This is a genomic window from Ruegeria sp. YTSA108 (assembly GCF_059610185.1).
This window is the reverse complement of record NZ_JBXWND010000009.1, coordinates 46,575-70,563: the sequence shown is the minus strand read 5'-3', so window position 1 is coordinate 70,563 and position 23,989 is coordinate 46,575. Positions and strand designations below refer to the sequence as shown.

The window sequence follows — 23,989 nt, the reverse complement described above, 5'->3', positions numbered from 1 at the left end:
AGCAACCCAATGTTTCTTGATCTTCTCATACGTCGCAACCCCAAGTTCATCGAGGCCGCCATGGCCTTGCATCAACAAGGGAAGATCCCCGCAAACGCCTATGTGCTTGACCTGGATGTCGTCGAACGCAACGCGCGCCTTTTCTCTGATGTGGCCCGTGGGCATGGCCTTACAACTTTTGCCATGACCAAACAGGTGGGCCGCCATTCCGGCTTTTGTCAGGCGGTCATGCGCGGTGGCATCAGCCGGTCCGTCGCCGTGGATATGGCCTGCGCCTTGGCATGTGACCGCGCTGGCTTAAGGACAGGTCATTTGGGTCACCTTGTACAGGTACCCCGCCAAGAAGCTTTCTTCGCCGCAGCCAAACTACGCCCGGACTATTGGACGGTATTCTCGGACAACAAGGCAAAAGAGGCGGCAGACGCCTCGGCTCGGGCCGAGAGAGAACAGGCACTGATGGCGCGCATCCAGACCGAAGGGGATACGTTCTATCGTGGCCACGAGGGAGGATTTGACGCGAATGATATCCTGGCGGTGGCCGACAGTTTGGATGCGCTGCAGGGCGGGCGCTTTGCAGGCATTACAACCTTTCCCGCCCTGCTTTTCGACCAGGATACCCGCAAGGTTGTGCCGACCCCAAACCTCCACACGCTCAACATGGCTGCAGAAGCTCTGGCGCGTGCTGGGCGTACGGAGATCGAAATCAATGCCCCCGGAACGACATCTTCAGCTGTTCTTCCAGCATTAGCCGAAGCCGGGGCCACGCAGGTTGAACCGGGCAATGGCCTACATGGCACGACGCCTCTCCATGCGGTAGAAGACCTTCCTGAGGATCCCGCCGTACTTTACCTTTCCGAGGTCTCGCACCATCACGGCGGGAAAGCCTATTGCTTTGGCGGCGGGCTCTATATCGATCCGGTTTTCCCGAAATACCAGGTTCGGGCGCTGGTCAGCAGCAGCCCGACAATCAGCCGGTCAGCCCTGCGAAATGTCGAAATTCCTGATTATTCCGCAATAGATTACTACGCCATGATCGACAGCGACAGCGATCAAAACCCCGCACCAGGCGACACGGTTGTCTTCGGTTTCCGTGGGCAGGCCTTTGTGACCCGCGCTTTGGTTGCCGGGATAAAAGGCGTAGACAGCGGAATGCCAGAGCTTACCTCAATCGAAAACGGCTTTGGCGACCACGTCAGCTGGCCGGGAGCCTTTGCGCAATGACTCCGGTTCTTTCCCTCAAGCAAATCCACAAATCTTTTGGCGGAGTGGTCGCGATCCAGAATTTTTCACTGGACCTCTACCCCGGTGAAATCGTGGCTCTGGTCGGTGATAATGGCGCGGGTAAATCCACGCTCGTCAAGATCATCTCTGGCGTGCATCGACCAACCAGCGGTGAGATCGCGCTTGACGGCGAAGAAGTCGGTTTTTCGGATGCAAGCGCGGCTCGATCACATGGTATTGAGGTGGTCTATCAGGACCTCGCATTGGCTGACGAACAGCCGGTTTATATGAACATGTTTCTGGGCCGCGAACTGACGCGCAAACCCTTTGGACTGCTGGATAAAGCACGCATGCGTGCCGAAACCCAAAGCCTTGTTGATCAGCTTGACGTGCGCATCCCCTCTGAGCGCGCAGCCATACGTGATTTGAGCGGAGGCCAAAGACAGGGCATTGCTATCGCGCGAGCAACCCATTGGGCCAGCAAATTGATCCTTCTGGATGAACCCACTGCAGCACTTGGCGTTGCAGAGACTGCGAAGGTTGAGGACCTTGTCGCGTCACTTAAGGATCGCAATCTGGCAATCTTGATCATCAGCCATTCCCTGGATCAGGTTTTTCGTCTTGCCGACCGCATCTGTATTTTACGCCGGGGTGAACAGATAGGCGTCAGGACAACTGCCGAGACCGACAAGAACGAAATTGTCGCCATGATCACCGGTGTTCATAGTTGATGGCGCAAAGCGCAGCCGTGTCCCCATCTTTACGAAGGGGCCCTTTGGCTCGATCGGATATGGCACCTATCGCTGCCCGATGATTTCGAAAGTATAATCTCGTCTCACCCCTGCCGGAGGTGGCGGGAAGGGTGCAGCCGCTTTCACCTGGGCAAGGGCGATCTGATCCAACCGCTTTGATCCTGAACTGCGTACTATTCCTACCGCCTGCAATGTCCCGTTCTCAGCTATTCGAAAGGCCACCAACGCGGCACCTCGAATATTGGCGCTCTTTCTCCGGGCGCGGATAATCTTGCGTTTAATCTGTCCGGCGTAGTTGCTGGCGTCGGCATTGCCGGATGCGGTCAGCGCTGACGTGGATGTAACAACCTTTGCCGCGCCTTTCGTGGTTTTCCCGGTGGCGTCGCCTTTTTTCCCCGATTGTTTCGCGTTGCCATGCGCGGTGGCAGTTTGATTGCTTGCCTGTTTCTTCGGTTCCGGCGGCTTGGCATCCTCGGTCGGCGACACCGAAGCAGCATCACCCTGTCTGTTCGGTGTTTCAGCGTCCTGAGGCCTGAGAGGGCTTGGCGCAACAGCGGTCGCGGCCGTAGCGCTGCTCACAACCGGGCTGAGAGTTTGCGGCGACGTAGTGCGCTGCTGCTTGACAGGGCGGGCCTTGGGTTGCAACCGATGAGGTGCTGCCGGTTTCTTGCGCGTGCTGGCCGGTGCTGGTGCATTTGTTCCGGCGACGAAGTCCTTGAATACAGATCCCAGCGCGGCGGCGCTCTCCTCTCCGCCACCTTCGACCTGCACCTGTTCGGCGGTCGAATAATCCAAAAGCGCAAGGCCATGTGTCGCTACGGCCAATGCGACAGAAATCACAACCACCGCGCGGGATTTGGTTATCACCGTAATCCCCTTTCGGTCACGACATAAACCTGACTTGCACCCAACCCGCGCAAGTCAGCGCTGATCTGTTTGAGCGCAACCGCAGGCAAGGATCGATCCGGCACGATCCGAACCGCATCAAGGGGCAGATCAACAGCCGCCCGCTCTACATAGGCCGCAGCATTGGTCAGCTCTGCCCCGCGATATTCAAGTGTGCCATCCGCACGTATAACCAATGCATCAGGTGGCTCGCGCCCCTCCAGATCCATCGTTTCGACAAGCTGAACTGATCCGTTGAGCGGCGGCGTAAGGGTGCCCGCGATCATGAAGAATATAAGCATCAGGAACACGACATTGATCAGCGCGATGGTTGGCTCTCGGCTTTGTCTGGGCTTCGATTTCAACTGCATCAGCCCAAAACCTGAGTGCGCAGGTTTTCGACAGGTGCCAGCACGATGAACAGATCAATCAGCTGCTGAGAGGTTGCCCTCGGACCCAGGCTGATGAGCGCGATTTGGGATTTGGCGTCGAGCAGCATTGGAGCCACCTGCGCCAATGGTACAGGCGCACCATCGACCAGAATTCGGTCTGCATCCAGTTTAATAAACCGGATGGCTTGGTCTGGCTCCGCGCCGCCGACAGAGGCCGTCGAAAACTGAATCTCGGCGAATTTCGAGAATGTGGATGTCAGCATGAAAAACAACAGCAGCAAAAAGATGACATCTATGAGCGATGTCATCGACAGGCGTTTGCGCCGCTTTCTTTGAACCTCAAGCGCCATGTGCCAGTGCCGTAATCGCGGCCCCTGCCGTTTGCTCGGCCTCCTCGGCATGGCCGGGGGCAAATATTGTTCTGAGCGCACGGTTGGTAAAGACGCGTTCTCGGTTCACGCGGGCCTCAAACCAGGTCAGGATCAGTGACGTCGGCATGGCTACGGCCAGCCCCGCTGCTGTTGTCATCAGCGCCACCCAGATGCCCCCAGCCAGCAGCGACGGGTCAACGGCGTTGCCCGCCCCCTGCAGAGTCTGGAAAGCTTCGATCATGCCCAGCACCGTGCCGAACAATCCGAGCAGGGGCGCAAGTTGAGATACGATGTCCAGTACATTGAGGCCCTGTTCCAGCTGAGCAAATTGCGTCTCAGCCTCGGCATCGACCCGCTCGGACAAGGTGCGATCATTCCCGGACAATGCCATTGCGATCACCGGCGCCAGGTAACTACGGCTTTTGTTCAGGTATGTTCTGGCGGCCGTGGGGTCTTCTCGGTCCCATGCGTCGATCGCCCTGGACAATTCGACGTGACGGCCGACCCCCGCCGCTTTGTATTGCCAGATTTTGTAAAAGACCAAGGCGAGGGTCGCGATTGAGGCTGCTATCAGGATCGCCACCACCGGGCCCCCTAATTGCAGGATTTCCATCAGTTTTTGCAGCATTTCGGACATGGCTTTATCCTATCATCTCAGTTTCAAGGCGGCTTTTTAGACTGAGGCCATTCATGCAGGCATCTTTGTTACCGCTCTGGGTCACGCATTCCTGCACGCCGTTGAACAGAATCCGGCTGATCTGGTCACAGGCCATGTCGGTGAATTGAAACTGCCTGACCCGTGGGCGGCCTGCGGGCAGTTCTTCGAAATCCAGCAGGGTAATTAACGCGACCGCACCGTTTTTGCCAAACAGGACGGTTTCATAGACCGCACCGTTGATGTCAACCTCATGCATATTTTCGGCGACAAAGCTGAGCAGACAGTTTTGCCCCCTTGCTTCGGCAGAGCTGAGTTCGATTGATACGCCGCCAGTCTTGGGCACGTCTTCTGCGCTGGCGATCCCTGCCCCCAAGACTGAGAGCAGGGTCGACAGGACAGCGCTGGCTTTGTTTGCTGCCGCACTTCGCATAACGGGTCCTTTCCTTGGGATCAGAAGGTTTTGGCCAGGCCGAGCTTGAAGGTCCGGCCCGTCGAATTGCGGGTCGATAGGTTCGGGCGGTAGTCCTTATCAAGGATGTTCTCGATACCGGCGCGCAGCTCAAAGCCTTCAAACACACCCTCTTGCGGCATGTAGGTCGCACGCAGAGAGTTTACTCCGTATCCCGCGGTCGCGTCCCCGCTCGAGTCCGTTCCGGCCCGGGCACCGAAGATTTCCCAGCTGACGTCCAACGTCTGACCGAACCGCTTGCCCAATGTCAGGCGCGCGGAATCCGACGGCTCATTCCGCCAACGCGAGTCATCGCCGGTGGCGCTGGTTTCCGTACCCGTCACGATGTTCGAGTTGAAATCGACGTAGAACCCACCAGCATTGGCGTAAGAGGCTTCGATTTCGGCGCCTTTTGTTTCCACTTCGGACAGGGGTTGAGACGGGGTGCCAGAGACGTAGGAGGTGATATCCCACAGGGTCGTTTGATAGAAATTGACCTTGGCGCGGATCACGTCGCCCTCGGCAAACACGTCACCGCGATCATAGGAAAAACCAGCTTCCCACGTGCGGGATCTCTCGGGTTGCGTCATGTAAAGCGGCGTGCCCAGATCATCGATGATCGGCAGGCTTTCCGTGTAGGCCGCACCACCAAAGATCGCGAAACCGCTGTTGAACGCGTACCGCGCCGACAACCCGCCCATAAGCGCGTTGTTGTCATAGCTTTCGTTGAACGGGGCCGCGGCGGCGTCATCACCGTCGATGTCCTGCGTCTCATATCGCACCGCGGGGGTAATCGTCAGATTGTCACCGATCTGCACATCGTCCACAGCAAACAGGGCAAATCGACGGTCGGTTCCACCCGGGGCCGATGCCGCGTCCAACCGTTCGCGGTTGATGAATTCAATCCCAGCCCGCAGATCATGCGAGGCGATGCCGGTCTGGAAATACGACGTGTTCTTGATCGTCAGCTTTGTCGTTTCATAGTTATGTGTGGCATCTGCCAGGGCCTGAATGCCGGGGAAGAATGGCGTGCCTTCAAGGCTGGAAGACCCGGAAACATAGCTGCTTTCGATCGCCTGCTCAGAATAGCTGAGGTTCACATCCAGATCGACCAGATCATTTCCAGTGGGTTGATATTGATACCGCAGGATACCGATCTTTGTTTCGATATCACGGTCTACATTACCAAAGGCATCCGACGTGGTGCCAAACGAGTCATAAGGGACGTCGCGCTCTTCAGATGTGGACTGGTTGTAGGATGCGGTGAACGAATGTTCGAGATCGTTGCCGAAACTGTATTTGCCCTTAGCCAGAAGCGACGGCAGCGTGAACGCGCTGTTGCCGATCTCGTCACCATTGCCGTCTTCCTGATCGTCCTGATCCCGATAGGTATAGTTGAACAGGAATTCCGTTTGCGTATTCGGCTGCCACGCAAGGATCGAGGACGAGGCAAAACCGTTGCCGTTCGAATACCCTTCAAAGGTTTGACGGAAACGGAAACCCGGCTCTCCACCGGTGAAATCTGACGCGTCCTTGGTTTCCAGCTGAACGACACCACCAACAACCCCGGACCCATATTCGAATGACCCGACAGTGCCCCGAATGACCGAGACGCTTTTGTAAAGCTGGGGGTCAGTAAAAAGCTGGTTGCCGATCCGATACAGCTCTTCCGCGCCCGTTGTGGCACCATCGACCAGGATCAGAACCTTCTGGTCGGTTCCGAACGTGCCGTTTGCACCATAGCCGCGAATATTGATGCCCGATCCCTGAGGGGTCGAGCCGTTCACCAGGCTTACCCCCGGAACCGAGTCGATCAGCTCTGCAACCGTATTGGCCTGCCGGTCGTTGATCTCTTCCTGATCAATATTTGTGACCGGCACGGCAGTGTCTGTCTGAATCTCTCGTTTGCTTTCCCCAAGTATCAGGGTGCCCAGGAAACCATCGTCTTGTTCTTGCGCCATAGCGCCAGCCGCAATCATGCTGAGGCACGAAGCCGTTCCCAGCAAAGCTATCTTCCGTATTTGCACACGCATCTCTGTCCCTTCGAAACAGTAGGAGGACCTGAAATGCTTGCGCCATGCTGGCTTTGGTCAGTCTGTTTTATTGTTTTTTGGAGCCGCCTTTTTTTGGCGACTTGTGCTCGTTAATAAAGGTTACTAAAACAGTCAACAATAAATCGTCGTCGCATCGCCGACTCTCGCCAGCGGGCACCCGAACAATTCGGCTGCCGGGCCAGCACCTCTGAAAATCAACTCGAAGATGGGAAAACCCATGACGGAACAGGTGCCTAACACCCCGGCTCAAATTCGTGCAGCCTATGCGCAAAACACCGGCAAACGTGACCGCGATCTGGCAGAATCGCTTGGATTGACCGAAGGGCAGTTGGTCGCTGCCTTCGCCGGGAACGACGTTACACGGCTGACGACAAAACTTGATGACCTTTTTCCAAGGCTTAACGGTCTGGGAGAGGTTATGGCTTTGACGCGCAATTCCTCATGCGTGATCGAAAAGGTCGGACAATACGACAATTACCATTCGGGCGCGCATGCCTCGATGGTTCTGACGGATGAGATTGATTTGCGCATGTTTCTCAGCCACTGGGTCCATGCCTTTGCGATCGAACGCAAAACCGACAGCGGTGTGAAACGCTCGCTTCAGGTCTTTGATGCCGCAGGCGATGCGGTGCACAAGATATTCCTGCGCGAAGGATCGGATCTGGACCATTGGGATAAGCTTGTCAGCGCCCTTGCGTCTGAGGACCAATCGCAAACTCTTGATTTAGAACCGCGCCGACCGACCGAAGCGCCCAAGTCCAACCCCGAAAAGACGGAAATCCTACGTGCGGAATGGGCCAAGATGACGGACACCCACCAGTTCATGCGCTTGACCTCAAAGCTCAAGATGAACCGATTGGGGGCCTATCGCATCGCCGGCCAACCGCTCGTCAGGGAACTGACGCCGTCGGTAATATCACCAATGTTCGAACAGGTGTGCGACAAGGAGATTGAGGTGATGATCTTTGTTGGCAATCGTGGATGTATCGAAATTCACGGTGGCCGTATCGGAACGATCAAGCAGATGGGACCCTGGTTCAATGTGCTAGACCCGCGTTTCAATTTGCATCTGAGGACGGACCATATTGCAGAGGTCTGGGCTGTCACCAAACCGACGCAGCGCGGCCCCGCCGTCTCTGTCGAGGCGTTCGATGCCGAAGGTGGGCTGATCTTCCAGATATTCGGTCTGCGCACTGGCGAAACCGACCATCGCCCGGTCTGGGACGCGCTGGTTGCCGAACTTGAACCACAACCCGAGGCCGCGCTGACATGAACAGGATGCGAGTGATCTGGCCTGCCTTGGCTATGCTGCTAAGTACACAGGTCGCGCAGGCTGCGGACGACGAACCAAAGCGGATCATCGCGATCGGCAGTTCCATCACTGAAATCGTCTACGCTCTGGGTCAGCAAGACAGGCTAGTTGGTCGCGACCGAACATCAACCTACCCGACAGAAGCGATGAACCTGCCCGATATCGGATACCGACGCGCGCTGTCGCCCGAAGGCGTTTTGTCGGTAGAACCAGACTTGGTCCTGGCGCTTGAAGGTTCAGGACCACCAGAGGCGATTGCGGTTCTGCAGGAAGCGGGCGTGCAATACGTCACGATCAAGGATGAGTTCTCTCTGGAAGGCGTGGTCGAAAAAATCCAAACCGTTGGGGCCGTGCTGGGCACTGACGTTGCTGCCGAGGGATTGGCAGCGCAAACCATACGCCAGATCAATCAGGCGGAATTGGCGGCTAGTAGTGCCGCAGGATCCAACCCGAAACGGGTTCTGTTTGTTCTGTCGGTGCAGGATAACCGGATCACAGTGGGAGGTGTGGATACCCAAGCAGACAGCATCATTCGATTGGCTGGCGGTGTAAATGCCGCCGCCAAAGTGTCAGGTTACAAGCCAATGACGCCCGAAGCGCTGGTGTCGGCTGCGCCTGATGTCATCCTTATGATGGATCGGCGGGGTGACAATAATACCGAGGATGCCGCGCTCTTTTCACTGCCCGCAGTCAAGCTGACCCCGGCGGGCCAGAACAAGATGCTGATCCGCATGCAGGGTGCATATCTGCTTGGGTTTGGCCCTCGAACCGCCAGTGCCATTTCTGATCTGTCAGCAGCCCTGCAGGCTGAAGGTGGCTCATGACGCTGGCGTTGGATCATATGAGCGCCGAGGCACTTGGGTACAATCGGCGAGCAACCGCACGGCGGGTTACCTTGGCCTTACTGGTATTGCTTGGCCTGACCAGCGCCGCAAGCATTTCAGTCGGTGCTTCGGATGCGTCGTTAAACATGGCGGTGATTGACATAATCAATGGGCGGTCCTTGTCTGACCTGAATCGGATTGTCCTTTGGGACATTCGCTTGCCCCGGCTTGCAATGGGGATACTGGTCGGTGCCGCACTGGCTGTTTCAGGGGTGGTCATGCAAGGGCTTTTCCGAAACCCGTTGGCGGACCCCGGAATTGTCGGCGTCAGCGCGGGTGCAGGTCTGGGCGCAATTTCAGCCATCATCCTTGGCAGCCACTTGCCAGTGTCGGTTTTGGTCTGGACAGGAAACGGGTTAGTGGCCATTGCTGCTTTTCTTGGTGGCTGGGCGTCTGTTCTGATCCTATACCGTGTCTCGACCAGCGGGGGGCAGACATCGGTCGCAACCATGCTACTGGCCGGCATTGCATTAGGTGCCTTATCCGGCGCCGCATCGGGTGTTCTGGTCTACATGGCCGATGATCAGCAATTACGCGACCTGACGTTCTGGGGAATGGGGTCGTTAGCTGGGGCAACCTGGACCAAAATCGCCTCGGCTGCGCCAATCATTTTGGTTGCCCTTGCAAGCACACAATTTCTGGCTCGCGCGCTTAACGGCCTGGCGATGGGAGAGGCGGTGGCCCATCACATGGGCATCCCGGTTCAGCGCAGCAAGAACATCGCCATTCTTGCAGTTTCCGGTGCAACAGGGGCCGCTGTTGCCGTGTCCGGCGGCATCGGATTCATCGGAATTGTGGTCCCCCATTTGCTACGTCTGGCAACGGGGCCGGACCACCACAGGCTTTTGATGAATTCCGCCCTGCTGGGTGCCAGTCTGCTGCTTTGCGCCGACATGATCAGCCGGGTCGTGGTGGCCCCGGCGGAACTGCCAATCGGGATCGTCACGGCAATTCTCGGCGCACCGGTCTTTCTTTGGATCCTCCTGCGCCGCCACGGCATTATGGGAATGTAAATCATGCAAGGTAAGAACATCTGCGTCAGCCTGGGCCGAAAGGACATCTTGCACGACGTGAATTTCAAGGCCGATCCCGGTCAGGTCACCGCAATCATCGGGCCCAACGGATCGGGCAAGTCGACCTTACTAAAGGCATTGGCCGGAGAGATTGCCTCGACCGGAACCATCACCCTGAATGGCCACGACATCTCAGAGTTAAAGCCCTGGCAACTGGCCGCAAAACGGGGCGTGCTGCCACAATCGACCAGCGTGGCCTTTCCTTTCAAAGTGCACGAGATTGTCAGACTGGGGCTGGCAAACGGGTTGGCCGCACAAGATGACAGTTCGGTCACTACCGCCCTGGCACATGTCGACTTAGCCGGGTTCGAGCAGAGGTCTTACCAGACCCTGTCCGGGGGTGAGCAGCAGCGTATACAGTTAGCCCGTGTTTTGACGCAGGTCTGGCAGGCACAACGGGCCGATCATCCCAGTTGGCTTTTACTGGACGAACCGGTTGCCAGCCTGGATATCGCGCATCAATTTACGGTCCTTGGTATCGCAAGCGATTTTGCCGCCCAAGGTGGAGGTGTGGTGGTGGTGATGCACGATCTGAACCTCACCGCGCTATTTGCGGACTGTGTTTACGTGATGTCACAGGGCACTGTCTGGGGCTCTGGCACACCTTCAAATACCCTCACCGATGACCTGATGCAGCAAGTTTACGGCATCAACCTACCGATCGGCATGGTGCCGACCGGCCCGCTTCCTTTTGTACTGCCTCAGGCAATGCACAAATGCATTGAGGCTTGATGTAGTGCAAACAGATACGTTGCCTCAGACAGCGCGGGTCAATCCCCCGTCAACGCGCAAGTTTTGACCCGTCATATAGCCACCGCCTTCAGACGCCAGCCATGAGACAAGCGAAGAGACCTCCGCAGCATGACCGTAACGCCCCATCGGAATCCGGGCTTTGCGGTCTTCTGTTTCGGGCAGGCTGTCGATGAAACCCGGCAGGATGTTATTCATGCGAATATTCTCTGCGGCATATTTATCAGAATAGAGTTTGGCAAAGGCGGCCAATCCTGCCCGGAAGACGCCTGATGTTGGAAACAGCGGATCGGGCTCGAACGCCGCGAAAGTAGAGATGTTGATAATCACCCCCCTGCCCTGTTGCTGCATCAAGGGTGTCACCAGCCGTGTTGGGCGGATCACATTCATCAAATAGACCTCCATCCCTTGATGCCAGTCATCGTCACCGATCTCTAATACGGGCCCTTTCGGGCCATGACCGGCGGAATTGACCAAGACATCGACGCGGCCCCAACGCTCCGTCGCGCCCGTGACCAAAGCAGTCAGATCGTCACCACTGAGGTTAGAACCAGTGACGCCAAAACCACCCAGCTCGGCGCCGAGTGCTTCGCCTTTACCCGAAGAAGAGAGGATGCCGACTTTGAAGCCATCTTTGGCAAGCCGGCGCGCCGCGTCAGCCCCCATGCCACTCCCGCCCGCGGTAATCAAAGCTACTTTTTCTACTGCCATCTGACGATTCCCCTTATGTATTCTGCGAAAATATCCTGTTTCGATGGGTCATTCGATTGAGATTTGATGTTTCATTACAGTAGAAATACTATTGTCTCATGGCTGATCTTCCTCCCCTCAACGGTTTACGGGCATTCGAAGTCTCTGGGCGCCGCCTCAGTTTCCGCGCCGCTGCCGATGAGTTGGGCGTAACACAAGGGGCGGTGGCGCAGCAGGTGCGACTGCTGGAAGCTCACCTAGAAGTCACATTGTTCGAAAGGGTGCCCAAAGGATTGGAGTTCACCTCGGTTGGCCGTAGCTATCACGCACGTATATCGGTTGCCTTTGCGAGCCTTAGATCTGCAACCGCCGAGCTAAAGCCGGAACCGGACAAGGTTATAATAAGCGTCACCCCGACTTTTGCTGCCAGATGGTTGATCCCGAATCTGCCGGACTTTGCAGAGAGCCATCCGGAAATCGACTTGCGGATCATGGCCACTGAAAAAGTCTCCAGCTTTCACAGCGACGGGATCGACCTTGCCGTCCGGCAGGGATCGCCGCCGTTTGGCGCCGCGCTTCGGGCGGCGCTTATTTTCAGACAAGAGGTGATTGCCGTAGCCGCACCCGAGTTTATCAGCGACGCATTCGATTCGTTAACACCAGATGACCTTGCACACCTGCCCAAAATTCATGACACGCATGACCTTTGGCCGCGATACCTTGCAGACCTAGGGGTTCGTGACAAATCGCAACGCGGCCTTCGATTAAGCCAGACAGCGCTTGCGGTTGACGCTGCCATCGCGCGACAGGGTGTGGCCCTTGTCAGCCGTTTCATGGTTTCCCGAGATCTTGAGGCAGGACGCCTGGTAGAGGTTGGTGCGGCAAGAGACATCGGTGGTAGCGATTTTTACCTCCTCATAGAGCGTTCGGCCGCAAACCAACACGCGGTGATGCAAGTCGTAAACTGGCTAAAATCGCGGTCGGCGAAAGAAACGTGATCGGCTTTCGATTCCTGCAAAGCGCACGCATGCGCGTCTGAAATGAAGGGCTGCTTAGGTTTCCCAACGCTTCCCAATTCAGGGTCTTAGTGCTCTCGAACCTGCGGGCAAACACCTCGAGCCGCTGGCGTAGTCGAACACAGCATCCGGGGCAAAATAGTTCGTAACGGCATCCGGATCGTGTGCGTTAGAGGCATTACCGACGGCATTCACATTTGTTCAGTTGCTTCAGGTCAGTTTCGTCCGACCAACCTGAGCAAGTGCACTGGACAACTCTTCGCTGAGGATATTCCACAGTCTATGCAAACCTTCTTCGCCGGCCGCGGCGATGGCAAATTGCAATACGCGGCCAAAGAACACGTAATTTGCACTCTGATCGAGGGCTTTCAGAACATCTTCGCCAGATCGTAAGCCACTGTCGTAAAATAGCGGAAAATCCGCACCAACGCTGTCTCGTATCCGGCCCAGCGCGTGAACGGCAGCGGGTGCGCTTTCAAGTTGCCGTGCGCCATGATTTGACACTTGAATGGCGTCAACGCCTTCGGATTTCAGCTGCAGCGCATCCTCGGCGTTGGTCACGCCTTTTACTACCAGGTTGCCTTGCCACAAATCGCGCAGAGCCTTCAATGTTGTCCAAGTCGCCCTCGCGCGGCTTTCGGTGCGGTCGAACTCAAAGCCCGGCATCTCGAAATTTGCCATCTGCGGACGACCTGCGGCAAGTGACATAAGCGACCATTGCGGGTGCAGGGCAAAGTCCAGAAATTGGCGGGGTCCGATACGGAATGGCATGGTAAAACCATGGCGCAACTCACGCGGTCGGCGACCAACCTCGGGCACGTCGACGGTGACGATCAGGGTTTCGTATCCGGCATCTTGCGCACGCTTTGCCAGTTTGAACGACCCCGTCCCGTCTCCGCTGAAATAAAGCTGGAACCACGCGTGCCCTTCGGCAACCTCGATCATTTTTTCCAGCGGGGTTGAGGCCACGGTCGAGACCCCCAAAGGCACGGATTCGCGTGCGGCCAACCGCGCTAGCATCAGATCGGCACCAGGTCTGGACAGGTTGCACATCCCCATCGGCGCAATGCCAAAGGGCCGCTTGGCAATCTTGCCAAACAGCGGCATGTCCAAAGACCGATGGCTGACATCTTTCAGTATCCGGGGTTCAAGGCAAATGTCATCCAGAGCAGCGCGGTTACGCGCAGCCCCTGTTTCTGACCCTGCGGCCCCATCGATATAGTCAAACACCATCCAAGGCAGACGTGCCTTGGCCAAACGCCGCGCATCCTCACTGGAATGAATTCGCGCGGCGCGGTTCATCAACCAGCCACCGCTTTCATAAAGCGATCCTTGATGATCACCGGGTCCATTGTAATGACTGGCATCTTGGCATTTCCGCTGTCGCATTTCACGATCATGACCGTGCCGACCTGTGCGTCCATCGCCTCTTGCAGTGCTTTGCCGGTATCAACATCCTGTACTTCAACGACATTGTCACATCCGGCCGCACGCGCCATGCCCGCCAGATCGGTTTTGCGCCCTGTATAGGTCGGCTGATCACCGGTTGATCCATATGATCCGTTGTCGATGACCATCAGGATGAAATTCGGGGGCATATTGTTCCCAATGGTTGGCAAGGTGCCCAGATTGGTCAACACCGACCCGTCGCCATCAATGGAGATCACGGTTTTAGGCTGCGCCAGCGCCAAACCCAGCCCGATGGACGAGGCAAGGCCCATCGTGCCCAGCATGTAGAAATTCGTTGGTTGATCGTCGATGGCATGCAGTTCTTGGCTGGGGATGCCAATGTTGCAGACCACTAGTTGATCACGAAGTTGAGGTGCAATTTCCTTGAGGATTTCAGAACGGATCATTGGTCGCCATAGCCTCCCCAGAAATTGGCATCGGTCAGGATTGCCACGGGTTTGTTGCACATAAAGGTATACTTCAGGATCATATCCAGCTCTTCCACATCCTTCTGGTGATGGAAGTGGTAGGTGGGGATATTCATCTGCGCCAGCAGCGCCTTGGTATGCAGCGCCATTTCCACCTGGCAAGCCACAGGTTCGCGGAGCTCTCCGCGGTAGCTGATCAACATCGGCAGAGGCATCCGGTAATACTGGATCAACGTCGCAAGAGTGTTGATCGTCACCCCAATGGCTGTGTTCTGCATGATGATCGCAGGGCGTTTTCCACCCATCCACGCACCGGCACACAGGCCCATGCCCTCGTCTTCCTTGTTCGACGGAATATGGAAGATATCGGGGTGTTGGTCTATTTCCTCGATAACGCCCGCAAGCTGTTTGCAGGGCACCGTCGTCACGAATGAGATGTCATTCGCGACAAGATCATCGGTGATCTTCTTGTCTATGTTCATGTTGCAGAAGGGCCTTTCTTGAAAGGAGAGGAGAGCGTCATCAAGAGGACGCGCGATGCACATGGACGGCACAGCCTGCGTGCCGCACGACGCGAGCAGCTGTGGAGCCCAGGAAATAATCTCTCAGACCAGGTTTGTGGGATCCAAGCACGATGCAGTCGATGCCATGCGCCTCGGAATAGTCGATGATAGTGCGGGCCGAATGTCCATTTACAATCACAGGCGTGACACCGGGATGTCCAGACAATTTGCCCTCAAGATCAGCACGCGCTTTTTCAAACCCGGCGGCAACCGTTTCTTCGTCCAGATAGGCACTGACCGAGCCTTGGGGCGCCTCATGGACGTGAAGGGCGAATATCTGGGCATCCTTCGCGCTCAGCGCTTTGGCGATCTCGAGCGTATGGATCGACACGCCATGGTCCAGCGCCATCGGGACGAGGATTTTATGATACATGCTGTGTCTCCATTTGGTTGGTGATCATAGGGGTCAGGCCCACGGGTCGAGGATGATCTTGGGGGCCGCAACCGCGCCCGAGCGTAGATCGGCAAACGCCTGCGGTCCATCATTCAGGCTGCGATGTTCCGCCCAATCCAGCGGGCCAAGCGCGCCATCGAAAAGTGCCGCACAGGTATCCCGGAAGTCCTGCGGCGTGTAGGTATAGGTTCCGATGAACGTCACCTCTTGCAAGGTCATCCGCCGGATATCGAGGCCGCCTGTATCTTCACCCAGACCGATGTGAACGATGACACCCCCGGGTTCAGCCATGGCAGAGGCTGCGGCGCGTGTTGCCGCGTATCCGACGGCGTCGACCACGATGCCGTACTGCCCTGCCCCTGCGGGTACAGATTTCACTAGGCATTGATCTTCCAGGAATGTGCGTCGCTTGTCGCTTGGTTCAGCAACGGTTACGTCATCGACCCCTTGTGCCTTGAGGGCAAGGGCCGCAGCAAGGCCAATGGCCCCGCCACCCAGCACAAGCGCCGTGCGGCTGGCACCCGGATCAAGCGCCATCAGCCCCAACCGTATGGAATGCCAACTGACGGCCAGAGGTTCGGCCAGTGCAGCCTTTTGCAACGAAACATGATCCGGCACCGCGATAAGATTGCTGCCTTGCATTGCCACATATTGGGCAAAAGCCCCTTCGCGCGGCGGCATGGAAATGATCATACGGTCCGGGCACAGATTATCGCGGCCCGTCTGACACGCGGGACAGGTGCCACAACTGACCAGCGGGTTGATCGTGACCCGTTCGCCGTCACGGGCGCCGCCTTCAATCACACCTGCGGCCTCATGGCCAAGGATCAGGGGCGCAGGGCGCCTGTCGTCGTGGCCAAGATAGGCATGCATGTCCGATCCGCAGATGCCCGAGGCTTCGATACGAACCAGCGACTGGCCCTGACCGACTGTCGGGTTGGGGACTTCGCGCACACCAAGCGTTTCGACACCTTCGTAGACCAACGCTTTCATTTTGCTGTGAACCCTCCGTCGACCATCAGGGTTTGTCCGGTCACGTAACCGGACGCGTCCGAGCAGAGAAACAGCATGGGGCCGTCCATGTCTTCCAAACGGCCATTGCGTCCGATGCAGGTCTGGGCGGCATTGCGCGTGGCTCGGTTCGGATCGGCAAAGACGGCCTCGGTCAGTTCTGTCGGAAAAAACCCAGGCCCAATCGCATTGGCTGTGATGCCATAAGTCGACCACGCCTCGGCCATAGCGCGGGTCAGTTGGGCAATGCCCGCCTTGGTCGTCCCATAGGCGATGCCACCGGGAAAAGCGCGCGTGGTTTGGAGCGATGCAAAATTCACGATCCGCCCCCACCCCTTGGCCTTCATCGCGGGCACCAACGCCTGGCTCAGAAAAAACGGAGCCGAGATGTTTAGCGCCACGGTCTGATCCCAACCTTCTGGTGTCACGTCATCCGCCGTCTGACGGGTGTTGATGCCAGCGGCGTGCACAATGATGTCTGGCGCTCCGAACGGTGCGCTGACCGCTTCTACCAAGTGTGGGAGTGCATCACGGTCGGCGACATCCGCTGCAACGTAGTCCACATCTTCGCCGACCTCGTTTTGCAAGCGCTGCAGGGCGTCCTCGCGCCGGGCTACGCCCACCACGCGGGCCCCGGCACTTGCCAGTGCGATGACCGCACGCCGCCCGAGGCCGGAGCTGGCGCCGGTTACACAGGCCACGCGGCCAGTCAGGTCAAACAGAGATCGTGGATCAGCCATTTGCAGTCAGGTCGAACGCTTCATCCGGGAAATACTTGGCCAGACGAACATCCGCAGCACGGGCGTGCCCTTCCATCCCCTCAAGGCGGGAAATGCGCGCTGTGGCTTCGGCCACCTGCTTGGCACCTTCGCGTGTGGCGCGCTGCCAAGTGACGATCTTCATGTATTTATGGACCGACAAACCGCCGGTATAATTCGCGGCCCCTGACGTTGGCAGCACATGGTTGGTGCCCGTTGCCTTGTCGCCATAGGAAACGGTTGTCTCTTCCCCAAGGAACAACGAGCCGTAACATGTGAGCCGCTCAAGCCACCAATCCAGATCTTCGGCCTGCACTGTCAGGTGTTCGGGTGCGTAATCATCGGAGCAAACTGCCATTTCTTCGCGATCTGAGCAAACGATCACTTCGGCATAGTCACGCCAAGCGGCAAAGGCGTTGTCGCGGTTCACCTCGGGCAGATCATCAATCAGGGCAGGCACAAGCTCCATCACCTTTTCGGCCAACACCCGGTCATCTGTGACCAGCCAAACAGGCGAATTGTAGCCATGTTCGGCCTGACTTACCAAATCCGTTGCCACGATATGCGGATCAGCTGTTGCATCTGCAAGGATCAAACTGTCCGTTGGGCCCGCGATCATGTCGATCCCGACACGGCCAAAAAGAATGCGCTTGGCTTCTGCAACAAACTGATTGCCGGGGCCCACGAGGATGTTGGCCTTGGGCAGGCCAAACAGTCCGAACGTCATTGCAGCCACACCCTGAACGCCACCAAGTGCCATAATCTTGTCCGCACCACATAGGTTCGCGGCATAAATGATGGCCGGGGCAACTCCTACACCGGGACGGGGTGGCGAACAGGCGGTAATGTGGCGACAACCTGCAACTTTGGCCGTTGTCACAGTCATGATGGCCGAAGCAATGTGGCTATAGCGACCGCCGGGCACATAACAGCCCGCCGCATCAACAGGGATAGCCTTTTGCCCTGCAATCATGCCCGGTACGATTTCAACCTCGACATCGGATACTGTGGCCTTTTGCGCCTCGGCAAACCGTTTGACGTTGTCATGCGCAAACCGGATGTCCGCTTTCAGCCTCTCCGGCACAAGCGCTCCTGCCGCCTCGATTTCTTCGGCGGTCAACAGGACATTGCCCTCGTACCGATCGAACTTGGCGGCGTATTCCATAGCCTTTGCATCTCCGCCTGCCTCAATATCAGCCAGAATTGTCCTGACCGTCTCGTGGACTTCGGAAGCATCCGATTTAGCGGTTAGGGTCGCTTTTTTCAGGTATTCACGTTTCATCTTAGCGAGGTCCTACTTGTAGATTTCGGGCAAGAACGTAGTCGAAATCGCTGGCATATAAGCAATCAGCAACACAACCAAGAACATGCAAAGAACAAAGGGAACGGCACGGGCGGCAATCTTGAGGATGGATTCCCCGGTTATGCCAGACACCACGAACAGGTTGAGCCCCAATGGCGGCGTGATGAAGCCTACGCCAAGAGCTGTGATCATCATGATGCAGAACTGTATCTCGTTCATGCCGATGTTGTCCGCGAGTGGTTTCAGGATAGGCGCAAGGATCACGATATTCGGCGTGGTTTCCATAACGCAACCGGCGGCGATCAGGATTCCGATCATCAGCAGGATAAGTAACCATGGTTCATCCGTCAGCCCGGTCACCGATGTCACAAAACCTTGCGGCACACCCATGATGGCCAGCGCTTCGGCCAGCGGAGCCGAGAAAGCGATTATGGGAAGGATGACGCCGTTCACCTTTGCCGAACTGACCAGCATGGCGGGAAAATCCGCAAGGGACAGCGTCCGCAGAATAAAGCCCATGATGATTGTCACGACGACCGCCGTTGCACCCGCTTCTGTTGGTGTCAGGCGGCCCGAGAATATGCCGTAAAAGATGATGCCCGGCACGATAAACGCATACCAACCGGATTTTAGAGCACGGCCCAGATTACCCAACCATTCGGCCATCGTCATCTGTCCGCCACCTTCATAGGCGTAGATGCGGTTCACGATCAGGTTCGTGATCAGGATCGACAACAGGATCGCGATCCCAGGGATCAAGGCCGCAAGGAACAAGGTCGATGCGGATATCCCCAGAACAAGGCCGATGATGATATAGGCGATCGACGGTGGGATCAAAATGCCGGTACAGGCGCCCGCCGCCACCAGAGCGCAGGCATAGGGGCGCGGATAGCCACTTTCGACCAAGCGTGCGATAGTCATACGTCCGACCGCGGCCGCACCAGCTGCGTCCGATCCCGAAATGGCCGCGAACATGCCACAGACAAGAACCGTCGCAGACCCGAAACCACCCTTGGTGAAACACGTCAATGCCTCGGCAACATCAAGGAATTTTCGACTGAGCCCGGTTCGGACCAGCACGTCCCCTGTCAGGATAAACAGCGGCACCGCGGTCAGCGCGAAGGCGTCAATGCCGGTGAACAGCTTTTCGCCAACAAGGCTCAAGGGAAGGTCGCCGGACATGACCAACATCAGGATCGCCGAGGTCCCGATGGCGGCCCAAACCGGAACCGCCAGTGCAATCAGCGAGACGAATATGATAACGGGGAGATAGAAATCCCAACCCAGCTCGACGGTTTGATCAAAGGTTTGCCAAAGCATTCAAATCATCCCTCAATCAAAGAGTGTGTCGCCCTCAAAAACGGGTTTGCCCGTTCTGAGGGAATGGATGTCGCGCAGTAGTGATTGAATCAGCCGCAATATGATCAGGCCGAACCCCAATGGAACCGCCATCAGGAACCATACTTTGGAAATGCGCAGCCCGTCCGTGACCGACCCGAATTTGGCTGACACATGCACGGCTTCGTAGGACCAATAGAGGGCAATCACAGCAACACCGAACATCACCAGGTCGCCAAAGATATACAGCAGCGCCTTTGCCCGTGGCCCGAGGTAGTGCATCAGCACGTCGATACGGATATGCGCGCGCTCTTTCACTGCGGCGGCGGCACCGATCCATGCGAGATAGATGAAGGAGTACCGCACAATTTCTTCGCCCCAGATCGAGGAAAAAGAGAATATTTCCCGGCGCAGCACCTCGATCGCCATGGTGATGACAAGCATCACGTAGAAGACCAGAAGCAACCAGCGCTCGGCGTCTCTATCAATTCGGCGCAAAAAGCTCATGTGAGAACCTGCTGATTTGCCTAGCAAAACGGACCGCGCTGACGCGTTTGGATTTTACTGAGGCGGGAGAATATTGGTGATCGGGCGCGCGTGGAGGCACGCCCGACCCGACTGTTAAGCGTCATGCACGTAGTACTTGCCTTGGGTACCTGCGGCTTCTTCCATCTTGGCGAAGTTGTCCATGGACCCGGCCAGATCGATCTTGAACTCGTCCCATTCGGACCGTTGGTAGCCACCAGCGGCTTTCCATTCGGCCAGTTGCTCTTCGCTGAGCGAGTGGAATTCGACACCTGCTTTGATCAGTTCGGCCATAGCGTAGGCGCGGGCCGATGGCACTTTGGCAAGGTTCTGGTGCGAGGTCATCTCGGACCCCCACATGATCCCTTCCTGCACGTCGGCGGGCATTGAGTTAAACCATTCCAGGTTGCACGAATAAACTTGGCTGTCTGGCACGGCCTGGGTGAAAGTCACATGGCTCAGGATATCTTTGAAACCAAAGACTTCGAGCGCACCCACGGACGGGTCAAGCGCGTCAGCGACGCCCTGTTTGATCGCAGACGGGGTTTCTCCCCAGGCCACAGGCGTCGGATTTGCACCAACCATGCGGTAGTATTGCTGCAGCATCTTCGAGCCGGGAACGCGGAACTTGACGCCGGACAGGTCGCCAGGTGTCAGGACCGGTCCGGGGCCACCCTTGCGGATGGCAACTACACGGGGGTCGATGTTGATATAAAACAGCGCCTTGAAGCCGTTTTCTTCGACCTTCGGCTCAACCGAGTCTTTCCAGAACTGCGAGTTGACGAGGTTTGTGAAACGCTGGTTCGACCCGCACAGATACGGCATGTTGATCAGGTCAACGGTCGAGGCAAATGGCGCGAAGTTCGAAAGCGAATGCTGTGCTGCCTGAATTGTGCCACCCTGCACCGCCTGCACCAGCGCGCCGCCTGCACCCAGCTGACCGCCAGGCGCGAGTTTGACATAGACCTTTCCGTTGGTCGCGTTCTGGATGTTTTCCTTCAGGTCCAGCTGCATGATTGGATAACCACGCGACGCACCGACCGGATAGGCAGTTGCCAGAACCATGATATGGTCCGCGGCAGCCTCACGGTCGCGCTCTTCGCTGGCACTTTGCGCTGCAGCTTCAGTTGACCACAACGTCCCCGCAGCACCAGCTACCATGGCCGCCGTGAAGCCGCCTGTTGCCGTCAATTTCAGAAAATTTCGGCGTGCTGCCGACGCAAGGTCCTTGCGATCTTTGTCCATTATGTTTCCTCCCAGAAATCCTTAGCTGCCGTTCTTTTTGTTTCGGTCAGCCTCTTTTTGAAGAATGGCGACGACAAACAATATCGACGCGGCAAACAGAACCAGCATTTCGCCCACGTCCCCAAGGAATGCGCTTGCTGCAAAGGCCCCCAGAGCGACGTTGGCGAAGTAGATGACAAAGACGATCAGCGAGGCGGTAAGGAACATAAAACAGGATCCGAAAAGGTTGCAGTTCTGAGCGACACTGTAAGCGCTTACATTTGATTCGTGCAAGCGCTTACATTCGAGGCACATTTTTTGGCGCTCTCGGCGATTGCGGAAAGGAAGACCCCAAGCAGCGACCAAAGTATTACTATTGTGCTCGGATACATTCCAAAAATTCATCATGTTAGCCAAGTCGCCGTACAACAAGAACGGCAGGCCGGGTTCCGCACCGCTCCATCAGCCGATGCGCGGGATATCAAAAGCCCCGACCGTGAACTTATGGAGAAAATCAATGAATGAGATGACCAATCTGCAGGCGGTAACGAGTATCTCGCCCCCTGCATCCCGTTATGACAATTTGATCGGAGGCGACTTTTGCAAGCCAAAGGCAGGCCGGTATTTTGACAATCTAAGCCCGATTCCCGTCCAGCCCATTGGCCAGATCGCACGGTCTGATGCTTCAGACGTTGAGGCCGCGCTGGACCCAGCGCATTCGACTGCCGATACCTGAGGTTCGACCAGCGTGACCGAGCGCGCGAATGTTCTCATGCGGATAGAGCAAAAGCTGGAAGACAATCTGGAGCTGCCGGCTATTGCGTGGCCCTGAATCCGGCCAAGCAACGCCAGCGACAATAATGGTTTTCAGTGAACTGATCGCGGATATCCTGCCTGCTGGCGTGTTGAATATGGTTAACGGATTTGGCCGTGCGGCGGGTACAAGGCCGTGCGGCGTTCATTTCGAATATAATACGTTTTCTTCAATTCTGATTGAATTCTCTCAAGACACGGAAGCCTGACAGTTTTGACCGCCAGTCAATGCCTAACCACGTTACGAACCATGACGAACTCAAAGCCAAACTATATGGCAGAGCGGTTGGAGAAGGCTCATGCCATCGCCGAATTCACTGACCTGTATATGACAGAAATTGCATTGGCCTGTGGATTTGTTTCCTGTACGACGCTTTCGCAGCGATACAAGCAAAGATTTAGTAGAACGCCAGTCGATCAGCGCATGAAGCAGAGCGCATAGAGGTGCAAAATCATATGTGTCTACAAGGCGTTTTCGCTGATTGCGACGAGCAATGACAGTACATGCGATCCTCATCGTACTGTTTGCGGCTTTCCTTCATGCGCTGTGGAATGCGGTCGTAAAGGGCGCGCCTGACAAGGCCATTATGTTGGGATTAATCTCGATCGGGCATGCCATACCTGCGCTTGCCGTGCTTCCTTTTACGGGCTTTCCAGTAATGGCTGCAATTCCATACATTATTGGTTCCACCTTGATTCATTGGGGATACTACTGGTTTCTCAACACGGCCTACCGTTACGGCGATTTATCGGTGGTGTACCCCATATCGCGCGGGATAACGCCCATATTAGTGGCGTTGGGAGCGGTCTTTCTTGCCGGTGAATTCCTTCCTCCGGGCGCGTGGATCGGTATTGTCTGCATTTCGGCCGGCATCGGTTGCCTGTCTTTTGGCGGACTTGGAAAGGGCACGAACTGGGTAGGTATCGCGGCGGCATTCGGAACAGGTTTGATGATTGCTACCTACTCTTTAGTCGACGGTATTGGCGTGAGACTGTCAGGGAATACGCTTGGATATATCACGGTATTGTTCGTGGCTGAGATCTTCGTGGCGGGGTTCATCTTCTCGACCCGATGGGAGCGCCTCATCGCACTTCCAAAGAGATATGTCTGGTCAGGCTTAGCAGGAGGAATCATTTCCGGCTTAGCCTATGGTCTGGTGCTCTATGTTAAGAGTTTCGCACCGTTGGGTGTCGTATCGGCGCTCCGAGAAAGTTCGGTCATCTTCGCTTCAATAATTGGTGTGATGTGGTTTGGAGAGGGTCCAAAATCCAACAGGCTCCTGGCGGCGATAATCGTGGCAGTTGGAATTGTGGTTCTGGCCCTAACAAGATGACGTACAAGTTGGACTAAGGAGAAGGAAGTTGCGGGATAACGAGTCCAAGGCGCAGGTCTTTAACTTCGGATAAGGTCGCCGCACGTATCTTATAGCCCGCGAGGCGCTTCTTGCCAGCTTCAGGGAGTTCTTTGGACCAGCTATAGTACAGACTCTGAGCAATGCCTGCCCGGCAGCACAGCTCCACAATGCTGCCTTCGCCCTTGCGCTTGTCCAGAACGATCCAGATCTTCTCTTCCGCTGAATAGTGCTTGCGGGTAGCACGACGGATATCCTTGACGATCTTTTAGCCGTGGCTCTTACGTGTTCTGGGTTTCTATCTCACCTCCACTCCTTGGCGGGT

28 protein-coding genes and 1 pseudogene are annotated in these 23,989 nt (G+C 56.5%); 10 read left to right on the top strand and 19 right to left on the bottom strand.

Annotation, left to right across the window (positions count from 1 at the left end; genetic code table 11):
- Positions 1–9: 9 nt before the first annotated feature.
- Positions 10–1,221: an alanine racemase gene (locus tag AC2FHW_RS13650; protein WP_496822070.1), complete on the top strand. Its 1,212-nt coding sequence runs from the start codon at positions 10–12 to the stop codon at positions 1,219–1,221.
- Positions 1,218–1,952 carry an ATP-binding cassette domain-containing protein gene (locus AC2FHW_RS13645; RefSeq protein WP_271949965.1) on the top strand — a complete coding sequence of 245 codons (735 nt, stop codon included), beginning with the start codon at positions 1,218–1,220 and terminating at the stop codon, positions 1,950–1,952. The genes AC2FHW_RS13650 and AC2FHW_RS13645 overlap by 4 nt, the downstream gene beginning before the upstream one ends.
- Positions 1,953–2,018: 66 nt before the next feature.
- Here the strand turns inward: AC2FHW_RS13645 and AC2FHW_RS13640 are convergent, their stop codons facing one another.
- The 6 genes from AC2FHW_RS13640 to AC2FHW_RS13615 are packed head-to-tail and all read right to left on the bottom strand — an operon-like array spanning position 2,019 to position 6,760.
- Positions 2,019–2,840, bottom strand: coding sequence for an energy transducer TonB (locus AC2FHW_RS13640; protein ID WP_271949964.1), 822 nt, complete (start codon positions 2,838–2,840; stop codon positions 2,019–2,021).
- The gene (locus tag AC2FHW_RS13635; protein WP_271949962.1) at positions 2,837–3,229 is read right to left on the bottom strand and encodes an ExbD/TolR family protein; all 393 of its coding nucleotides are present in this window, start codon (positions 3,227–3,229) and stop codon (positions 2,837–2,839) included. Before AC2FHW_RS13635 ends, AC2FHW_RS13640 begins: the two co-directional genes overlap by 4 nt.
- Positions 3,229–3,558, bottom strand: coding sequence for a biopolymer transporter ExbD (locus AC2FHW_RS13630; protein WP_416383927.1), 330 nt, complete (start codon positions 3,556–3,558; stop codon positions 3,229–3,231). The genes AC2FHW_RS13635 and AC2FHW_RS13630 overlap by 1 nt, the downstream gene beginning before the upstream one ends.
- Positions 3,559–3,589: 31 nt before the next feature.
- Positions 3,590–4,258: a MotA/TolQ/ExbB proton channel family protein gene (locus AC2FHW_RS13625; protein WP_271949958.1), complete on the bottom strand. Its 669-nt coding sequence runs from the start codon at positions 4,256–4,258 to the stop codon at positions 3,590–3,592.
- Between the two features lie 4 nt (positions 4,259–4,262).
- The gene (locus AC2FHW_RS13620) at positions 4,263–4,709 is read right to left on the bottom strand and encodes a hypothetical protein (protein ID WP_142637733.1); all 447 of its coding nucleotides are present in this window, start codon (positions 4,707–4,709) and stop codon (positions 4,263–4,265) included.
- A 20-nt stretch (positions 4,710–4,729) separates the two neighbouring features.
- Positions 4,730–6,760, bottom strand: a complete 2,031-nt coding sequence (locus AC2FHW_RS13615; RefSeq protein ID WP_496678024.1) for a TonB-dependent receptor domain-containing protein — start codon at positions 6,758–6,760, stop codon at positions 4,730–4,732.
- 238 nt (positions 6,761–6,998) lie between these two features.
- Between AC2FHW_RS13615 and AC2FHW_RS13610 the strand changes: the two genes are divergently transcribed.
- Genes AC2FHW_RS13610 through AC2FHW_RS13595 form a run of 4 tightly spaced genes read left to right on the top strand, consistent with a single transcriptional unit; the run spans position 6,999 to position 10,782 of the window.
- A complete protein-coding gene (locus tag AC2FHW_RS13610; protein ID WP_496822094.1) occupies positions 6,999–8,054 on the top strand; it encodes a hemin-degrading factor in 1,056 nt (351 codons plus the stop codon).
- Entirely contained in the window at positions 8,051–8,917 is an 867-nt protein-coding gene (locus AC2FHW_RS13605; RefSeq protein ID WP_496678030.1) for a heme/hemin ABC transporter substrate-binding protein, read from the top strand. Before AC2FHW_RS13610 ends, AC2FHW_RS13605 begins: the two co-directional genes overlap by 4 nt.
- Positions 8,914–9,990, top strand: coding sequence for a FecCD family ABC transporter permease (locus AC2FHW_RS13600; RefSeq protein WP_271949951.1), 1,077 nt, complete (start codon positions 8,914–8,916; stop codon positions 9,988–9,990). Before AC2FHW_RS13605 ends, AC2FHW_RS13600 begins: the two co-directional genes overlap by 4 nt.
- 3 nt (positions 9,991–9,993) lie before the next feature.
- Entirely contained in the window at positions 9,994–10,782 is a 789-nt protein-coding gene (locus AC2FHW_RS13595) for a heme ABC transporter ATP-binding protein (protein WP_271949949.1), read from the top strand.
- A 24-nt stretch (positions 10,783–10,806) separates the two neighbouring features.
- Here AC2FHW_RS13595 and AC2FHW_RS13590 read toward each other — a convergent pair whose 3' ends face one another.
- Entirely contained in the window at positions 10,807–11,511 is a 705-nt protein-coding gene (locus AC2FHW_RS13590; protein ID WP_142637939.1) for an SDR family oxidoreductase, read from the bottom strand.
- A gap of 98 nt (positions 11,512–11,609) precedes the next feature.
- Here AC2FHW_RS13590 and AC2FHW_RS13585 point away from each other — a divergent pair, with 98 nt between their 5' ends.
- Entirely contained in the window at positions 11,610–12,488 is an 879-nt protein-coding gene (locus AC2FHW_RS13585) for a LysR substrate-binding domain-containing protein (RefSeq protein WP_271949944.1), read from the top strand.
- A gap of 228 nt (positions 12,489–12,716) precedes the next feature.
- Here AC2FHW_RS13585 and AC2FHW_RS13580 read toward each other — a convergent pair whose 3' ends face one another.
- The 11 genes from AC2FHW_RS13580 to AC2FHW_RS13530 all read right to left on the bottom strand — a co-directional run bounded on the left by AC2FHW_RS13580 (position 12,717) and on the right by AC2FHW_RS13530 (position 21,727).
- On the bottom strand, positions 12,717–13,808 hold the full coding sequence (locus AC2FHW_RS13580; RefSeq protein WP_496701291.1) for an alpha-hydroxy acid oxidase: 1,092 nt from the start codon (positions 13,806–13,808) through the stop codon (positions 12,717–12,719).
- Positions 13,808–14,362, bottom strand: a complete 555-nt coding sequence (gene comE, locus AC2FHW_RS13575; RefSeq protein ID WP_496701293.1) for a sulfopyruvate decarboxylase subunit beta — start codon at positions 14,360–14,362, stop codon at positions 13,808–13,810. The genes AC2FHW_RS13580 and comE overlap by 1 nt, the downstream gene beginning before the upstream one ends.
- Complete coding sequence (gene comD, locus AC2FHW_RS13570; RefSeq protein ID WP_496822068.1) at positions 14,359–14,865, bottom strand: sulfopyruvate decarboxylase subunit alpha; 507 nt, start codon at positions 14,863–14,865, stop codon at positions 14,359–14,361. Before comD ends, comE begins: the two co-directional genes overlap by 4 nt.
- Positions 14,866–14,905: 40 nt before the next feature.
- A complete protein-coding gene (locus AC2FHW_RS13565) occupies positions 14,906–15,319 on the bottom strand; it encodes a universal stress protein (protein ID WP_496822066.1) in 414 nt (137 codons plus the stop codon).
- A gap of 33 nt (positions 15,320–15,352) precedes the next feature.
- Positions 15,353–16,333 carry a zinc-dependent alcohol dehydrogenase gene (locus tag AC2FHW_RS13560; RefSeq protein ID WP_496822064.1) on the bottom strand — a complete coding sequence of 327 codons (981 nt, stop codon included), beginning with the start codon at positions 16,331–16,333 and terminating at the stop codon, positions 15,353–15,355.
- The gene (locus tag AC2FHW_RS13555) at positions 16,330–17,091 is read right to left on the bottom strand and encodes an SDR family NAD(P)-dependent oxidoreductase (RefSeq protein ID WP_496822062.1); all 762 of its coding nucleotides are present in this window, start codon (positions 17,089–17,091) and stop codon (positions 16,330–16,332) included. The genes AC2FHW_RS13560 and AC2FHW_RS13555 overlap by 4 nt, the downstream gene beginning before the upstream one ends.
- Positions 17,084–18,391, bottom strand: a complete 1,308-nt coding sequence (hisD, locus tag AC2FHW_RS13550) for a histidinol dehydrogenase (RefSeq protein ID WP_282027724.1) — start codon at positions 18,389–18,391, stop codon at positions 17,084–17,086. The genes AC2FHW_RS13555 and hisD overlap by 8 nt, the downstream gene beginning before the upstream one ends.
- A gap of 12 nt (positions 18,392–18,403) precedes the next feature.
- Positions 18,404–19,732, bottom strand: coding sequence for a TRAP transporter large permease (locus AC2FHW_RS13545; RefSeq protein WP_142637703.1), 1,329 nt, complete (start codon positions 19,730–19,732; stop codon positions 18,404–18,406).
- 12 nt (positions 19,733–19,744) lie between these two features.
- Positions 19,745–20,257 (bottom strand): TRAP transporter small permease, encoded by a 513-nt coding sequence (locus AC2FHW_RS13540; RefSeq protein WP_142637701.1) that lies wholly within the window; start codon positions 20,255–20,257, stop codon positions 19,745–19,747.
- A 114-nt stretch (positions 20,258–20,371) separates the two neighbouring features.
- A complete protein-coding gene (locus AC2FHW_RS13535) occupies positions 20,372–21,520 on the bottom strand; it encodes a TRAP transporter substrate-binding protein (protein ID WP_271949927.1) in 1,149 nt (382 codons plus the stop codon).
- Positions 21,521–21,541: 21 nt separating this feature from the next.
- Positions 21,542–21,727, bottom strand: a complete 186-nt coding sequence (locus tag AC2FHW_RS13530) for a hypothetical protein (protein ID WP_142637697.1) — start codon at positions 21,725–21,727, stop codon at positions 21,542–21,544.
- 60 nt (positions 21,728–21,787) lie between these two features.
- On the opposite strand from AC2FHW_RS13530, the gene AC2FHW_RS13525 reads away from it, so the two are divergent.
- From AC2FHW_RS13525 to AC2FHW_RS13515, 3 genes are all read left to right on the top strand, one after another.
- Complete coding sequence (locus AC2FHW_RS13525) at positions 21,788–22,024, top strand: hypothetical protein (RefSeq protein WP_496822060.1); 237 nt, start codon at positions 21,788–21,790, stop codon at positions 22,022–22,024.
- Entirely contained in the window at positions 22,017–22,235 is a 219-nt protein-coding gene (locus tag AC2FHW_RS13520) for a hypothetical protein (protein WP_271949923.1), read from the top strand. Before AC2FHW_RS13525 ends, AC2FHW_RS13520 begins: the two co-directional genes overlap by 8 nt.
- 571 nt (positions 22,236–22,806) lie before the next feature.
- Positions 22,807–23,646, top strand: a complete 840-nt coding sequence (locus AC2FHW_RS13515; protein ID WP_496708178.1) for an EamA family transporter — start codon at positions 22,807–22,809, stop codon at positions 23,644–23,646.
- 49 nt (positions 23,647–23,695) lie between these two features.
- Here the strand turns inward: AC2FHW_RS13515 and AC2FHW_RS13510 are convergent.
- Positions 23,696–23,929: pseudogene (locus AC2FHW_RS13510) on the bottom strand (transposase); the annotation flags it as partial.
- Between the last annotated feature and the right edge of the window lie 60 nt (positions 23,930–23,989).

What these genes read in the sequence shown, in the direction of transcription:
- AC2FHW_RS13650 (WP_496822070.1), top strand. Translation starts at nt 10, where the DNA reads ATGTTTCTTGATCTTCTCATACGTCGCAACCCCAAGTTCATCGAGGCC.
- AC2FHW_RS13645 (WP_271949965.1), top strand. Translation starts at nt 1,218, where the DNA reads ATGACTCCGGTTCTTTCCCTCAAGCAAATCCACAAATCTTTTGGCGGA.
- AC2FHW_RS13635 (WP_271949962.1), bottom strand. Translation starts at nt 3,229, where the DNA reads ATGCAGTTGAAATCGAAGCCCAGACAAAGCCGAGAGCCAACCATCGCG.
- AC2FHW_RS13630 (WP_416383927.1), bottom strand. Translation starts at nt 3,558, where the DNA reads ATGACATCGCTCATAGATGTCATCTTTTTGCTGCTGTTGTTTTTCATG.
- AC2FHW_RS13625 (WP_271949958.1), bottom strand. Translation starts at nt 4,258, where the DNA reads ATGTCCGAAATGCTGCAAAAACTGATGGAAATCCTGCAATTAGGGGGC.
- AC2FHW_RS13620 (WP_142637733.1), bottom strand. Translation starts at nt 4,709, where the DNA reads ATGCGAAGTGCGGCAGCAAACAAAGCCAGCGCTGTCCTGTCGACCCTG.
- AC2FHW_RS13615 (WP_496678024.1), bottom strand. Translation starts at nt 6,760, where the DNA reads ATGCGTGTGCAAATACGGAAGATAGCTTTGCTGGGAACGGCTTCGTGC.
- AC2FHW_RS13610 (WP_496822094.1), top strand. Translation starts at nt 6,999, where the DNA reads ATGACGGAACAGGTGCCTAACACCCCGGCTCAAATTCGTGCAGCCTAT.
- AC2FHW_RS13605 (WP_496678030.1), top strand. Translation starts at nt 8,051, where the DNA reads ATGAACAGGATGCGAGTGATCTGGCCTGCCTTGGCTATGCTGCTAAGT.
- AC2FHW_RS13600 (WP_271949951.1), top strand. Translation starts at nt 8,914, where the DNA reads ATGACGCTGGCGTTGGATCATATGAGCGCCGAGGCACTTGGGTACAAT.
- AC2FHW_RS13595 (WP_271949949.1), top strand. Translation starts at nt 9,994, where the DNA reads ATGCAAGGTAAGAACATCTGCGTCAGCCTGGGCCGAAAGGACATCTTG.
- AC2FHW_RS13590 (WP_142637939.1), bottom strand. Translation starts at nt 11,511, where the DNA reads ATGGCAGTAGAAAAAGTAGCTTTGATTACCGCGGGCGGGAGTGGCATG.
- AC2FHW_RS13585 (WP_271949944.1), top strand. Translation starts at nt 11,610, where the DNA reads ATGGCTGATCTTCCTCCCCTCAACGGTTTACGGGCATTCGAAGTCTCT.
- AC2FHW_RS13580 (WP_496701291.1), bottom strand. Translation starts at nt 13,808, where the DNA reads ATGAACCGCGCCGCGCGAATTCATTCCAGTGAGGATGCGCGGCGTTTG.
- comE (WP_496701293.1), bottom strand. Translation starts at nt 14,362, where the DNA reads ATGATCCGTTCTGAAATCCTCAAGGAAATTGCACCTCAACTTCGTGAT.
- comD (WP_496822068.1), bottom strand. Translation starts at nt 14,865, where the DNA reads ATGAACATAGACAAGAAGATCACCGATGATCTTGTCGCGAATGACATC.
- AC2FHW_RS13565 (WP_496822066.1), bottom strand. Translation starts at nt 15,319, where the DNA reads ATGTATCATAAAATCCTCGTCCCGATGGCGCTGGACCATGGCGTGTCG.
- AC2FHW_RS13560 (WP_496822064.1), bottom strand. Translation starts at nt 16,333, where the DNA reads ATGAAAGCGTTGGTCTACGAAGGTGTCGAAACGCTTGGTGTGCGCGAA.
- AC2FHW_RS13555 (WP_496822062.1), bottom strand. Translation starts at nt 17,091, where the DNA reads ATGGCTGATCCACGATCTCTGTTTGACCTGACTGGCCGCGTGGCCTGT.
- hisD (WP_282027724.1), bottom strand. Translation starts at nt 18,391, where the DNA reads ATGAAACGTGAATACCTGAAAAAAGCGACCCTAACCGCTAAATCGGAT.
- AC2FHW_RS13545 (WP_142637703.1), bottom strand. Translation starts at nt 19,732, where the DNA reads ATGCTTTGGCAAACCTTTGATCAAACCGTCGAGCTGGGTTGGGATTTC.
- AC2FHW_RS13540 (WP_142637701.1), bottom strand. Translation starts at nt 20,257, where the DNA reads ATGAGCTTTTTGCGCCGAATTGATAGAGACGCCGAGCGCTGGTTGCTT.
- AC2FHW_RS13535 (WP_271949927.1), bottom strand. Translation starts at nt 21,520, where the DNA reads ATGGACAAAGATCGCAAGGACCTTGCGTCGGCAGCACGCCGAAATTTT.
- AC2FHW_RS13530 (WP_142637697.1), bottom strand. Translation starts at nt 21,727, where the DNA reads ATGTTCCTTACCGCCTCGCTGATCGTCTTTGTCATCTACTTCGCCAAC.
- AC2FHW_RS13520 (WP_271949923.1), top strand. Translation starts at nt 22,017, where the DNA reads ATGAATGAGATGACCAATCTGCAGGCGGTAACGAGTATCTCGCCCCCT.
- AC2FHW_RS13515 (WP_496708178.1), top strand. Translation starts at nt 22,807, where the DNA reads ATGACAGTACATGCGATCCTCATCGTACTGTTTGCGGCTTTCCTTCAT.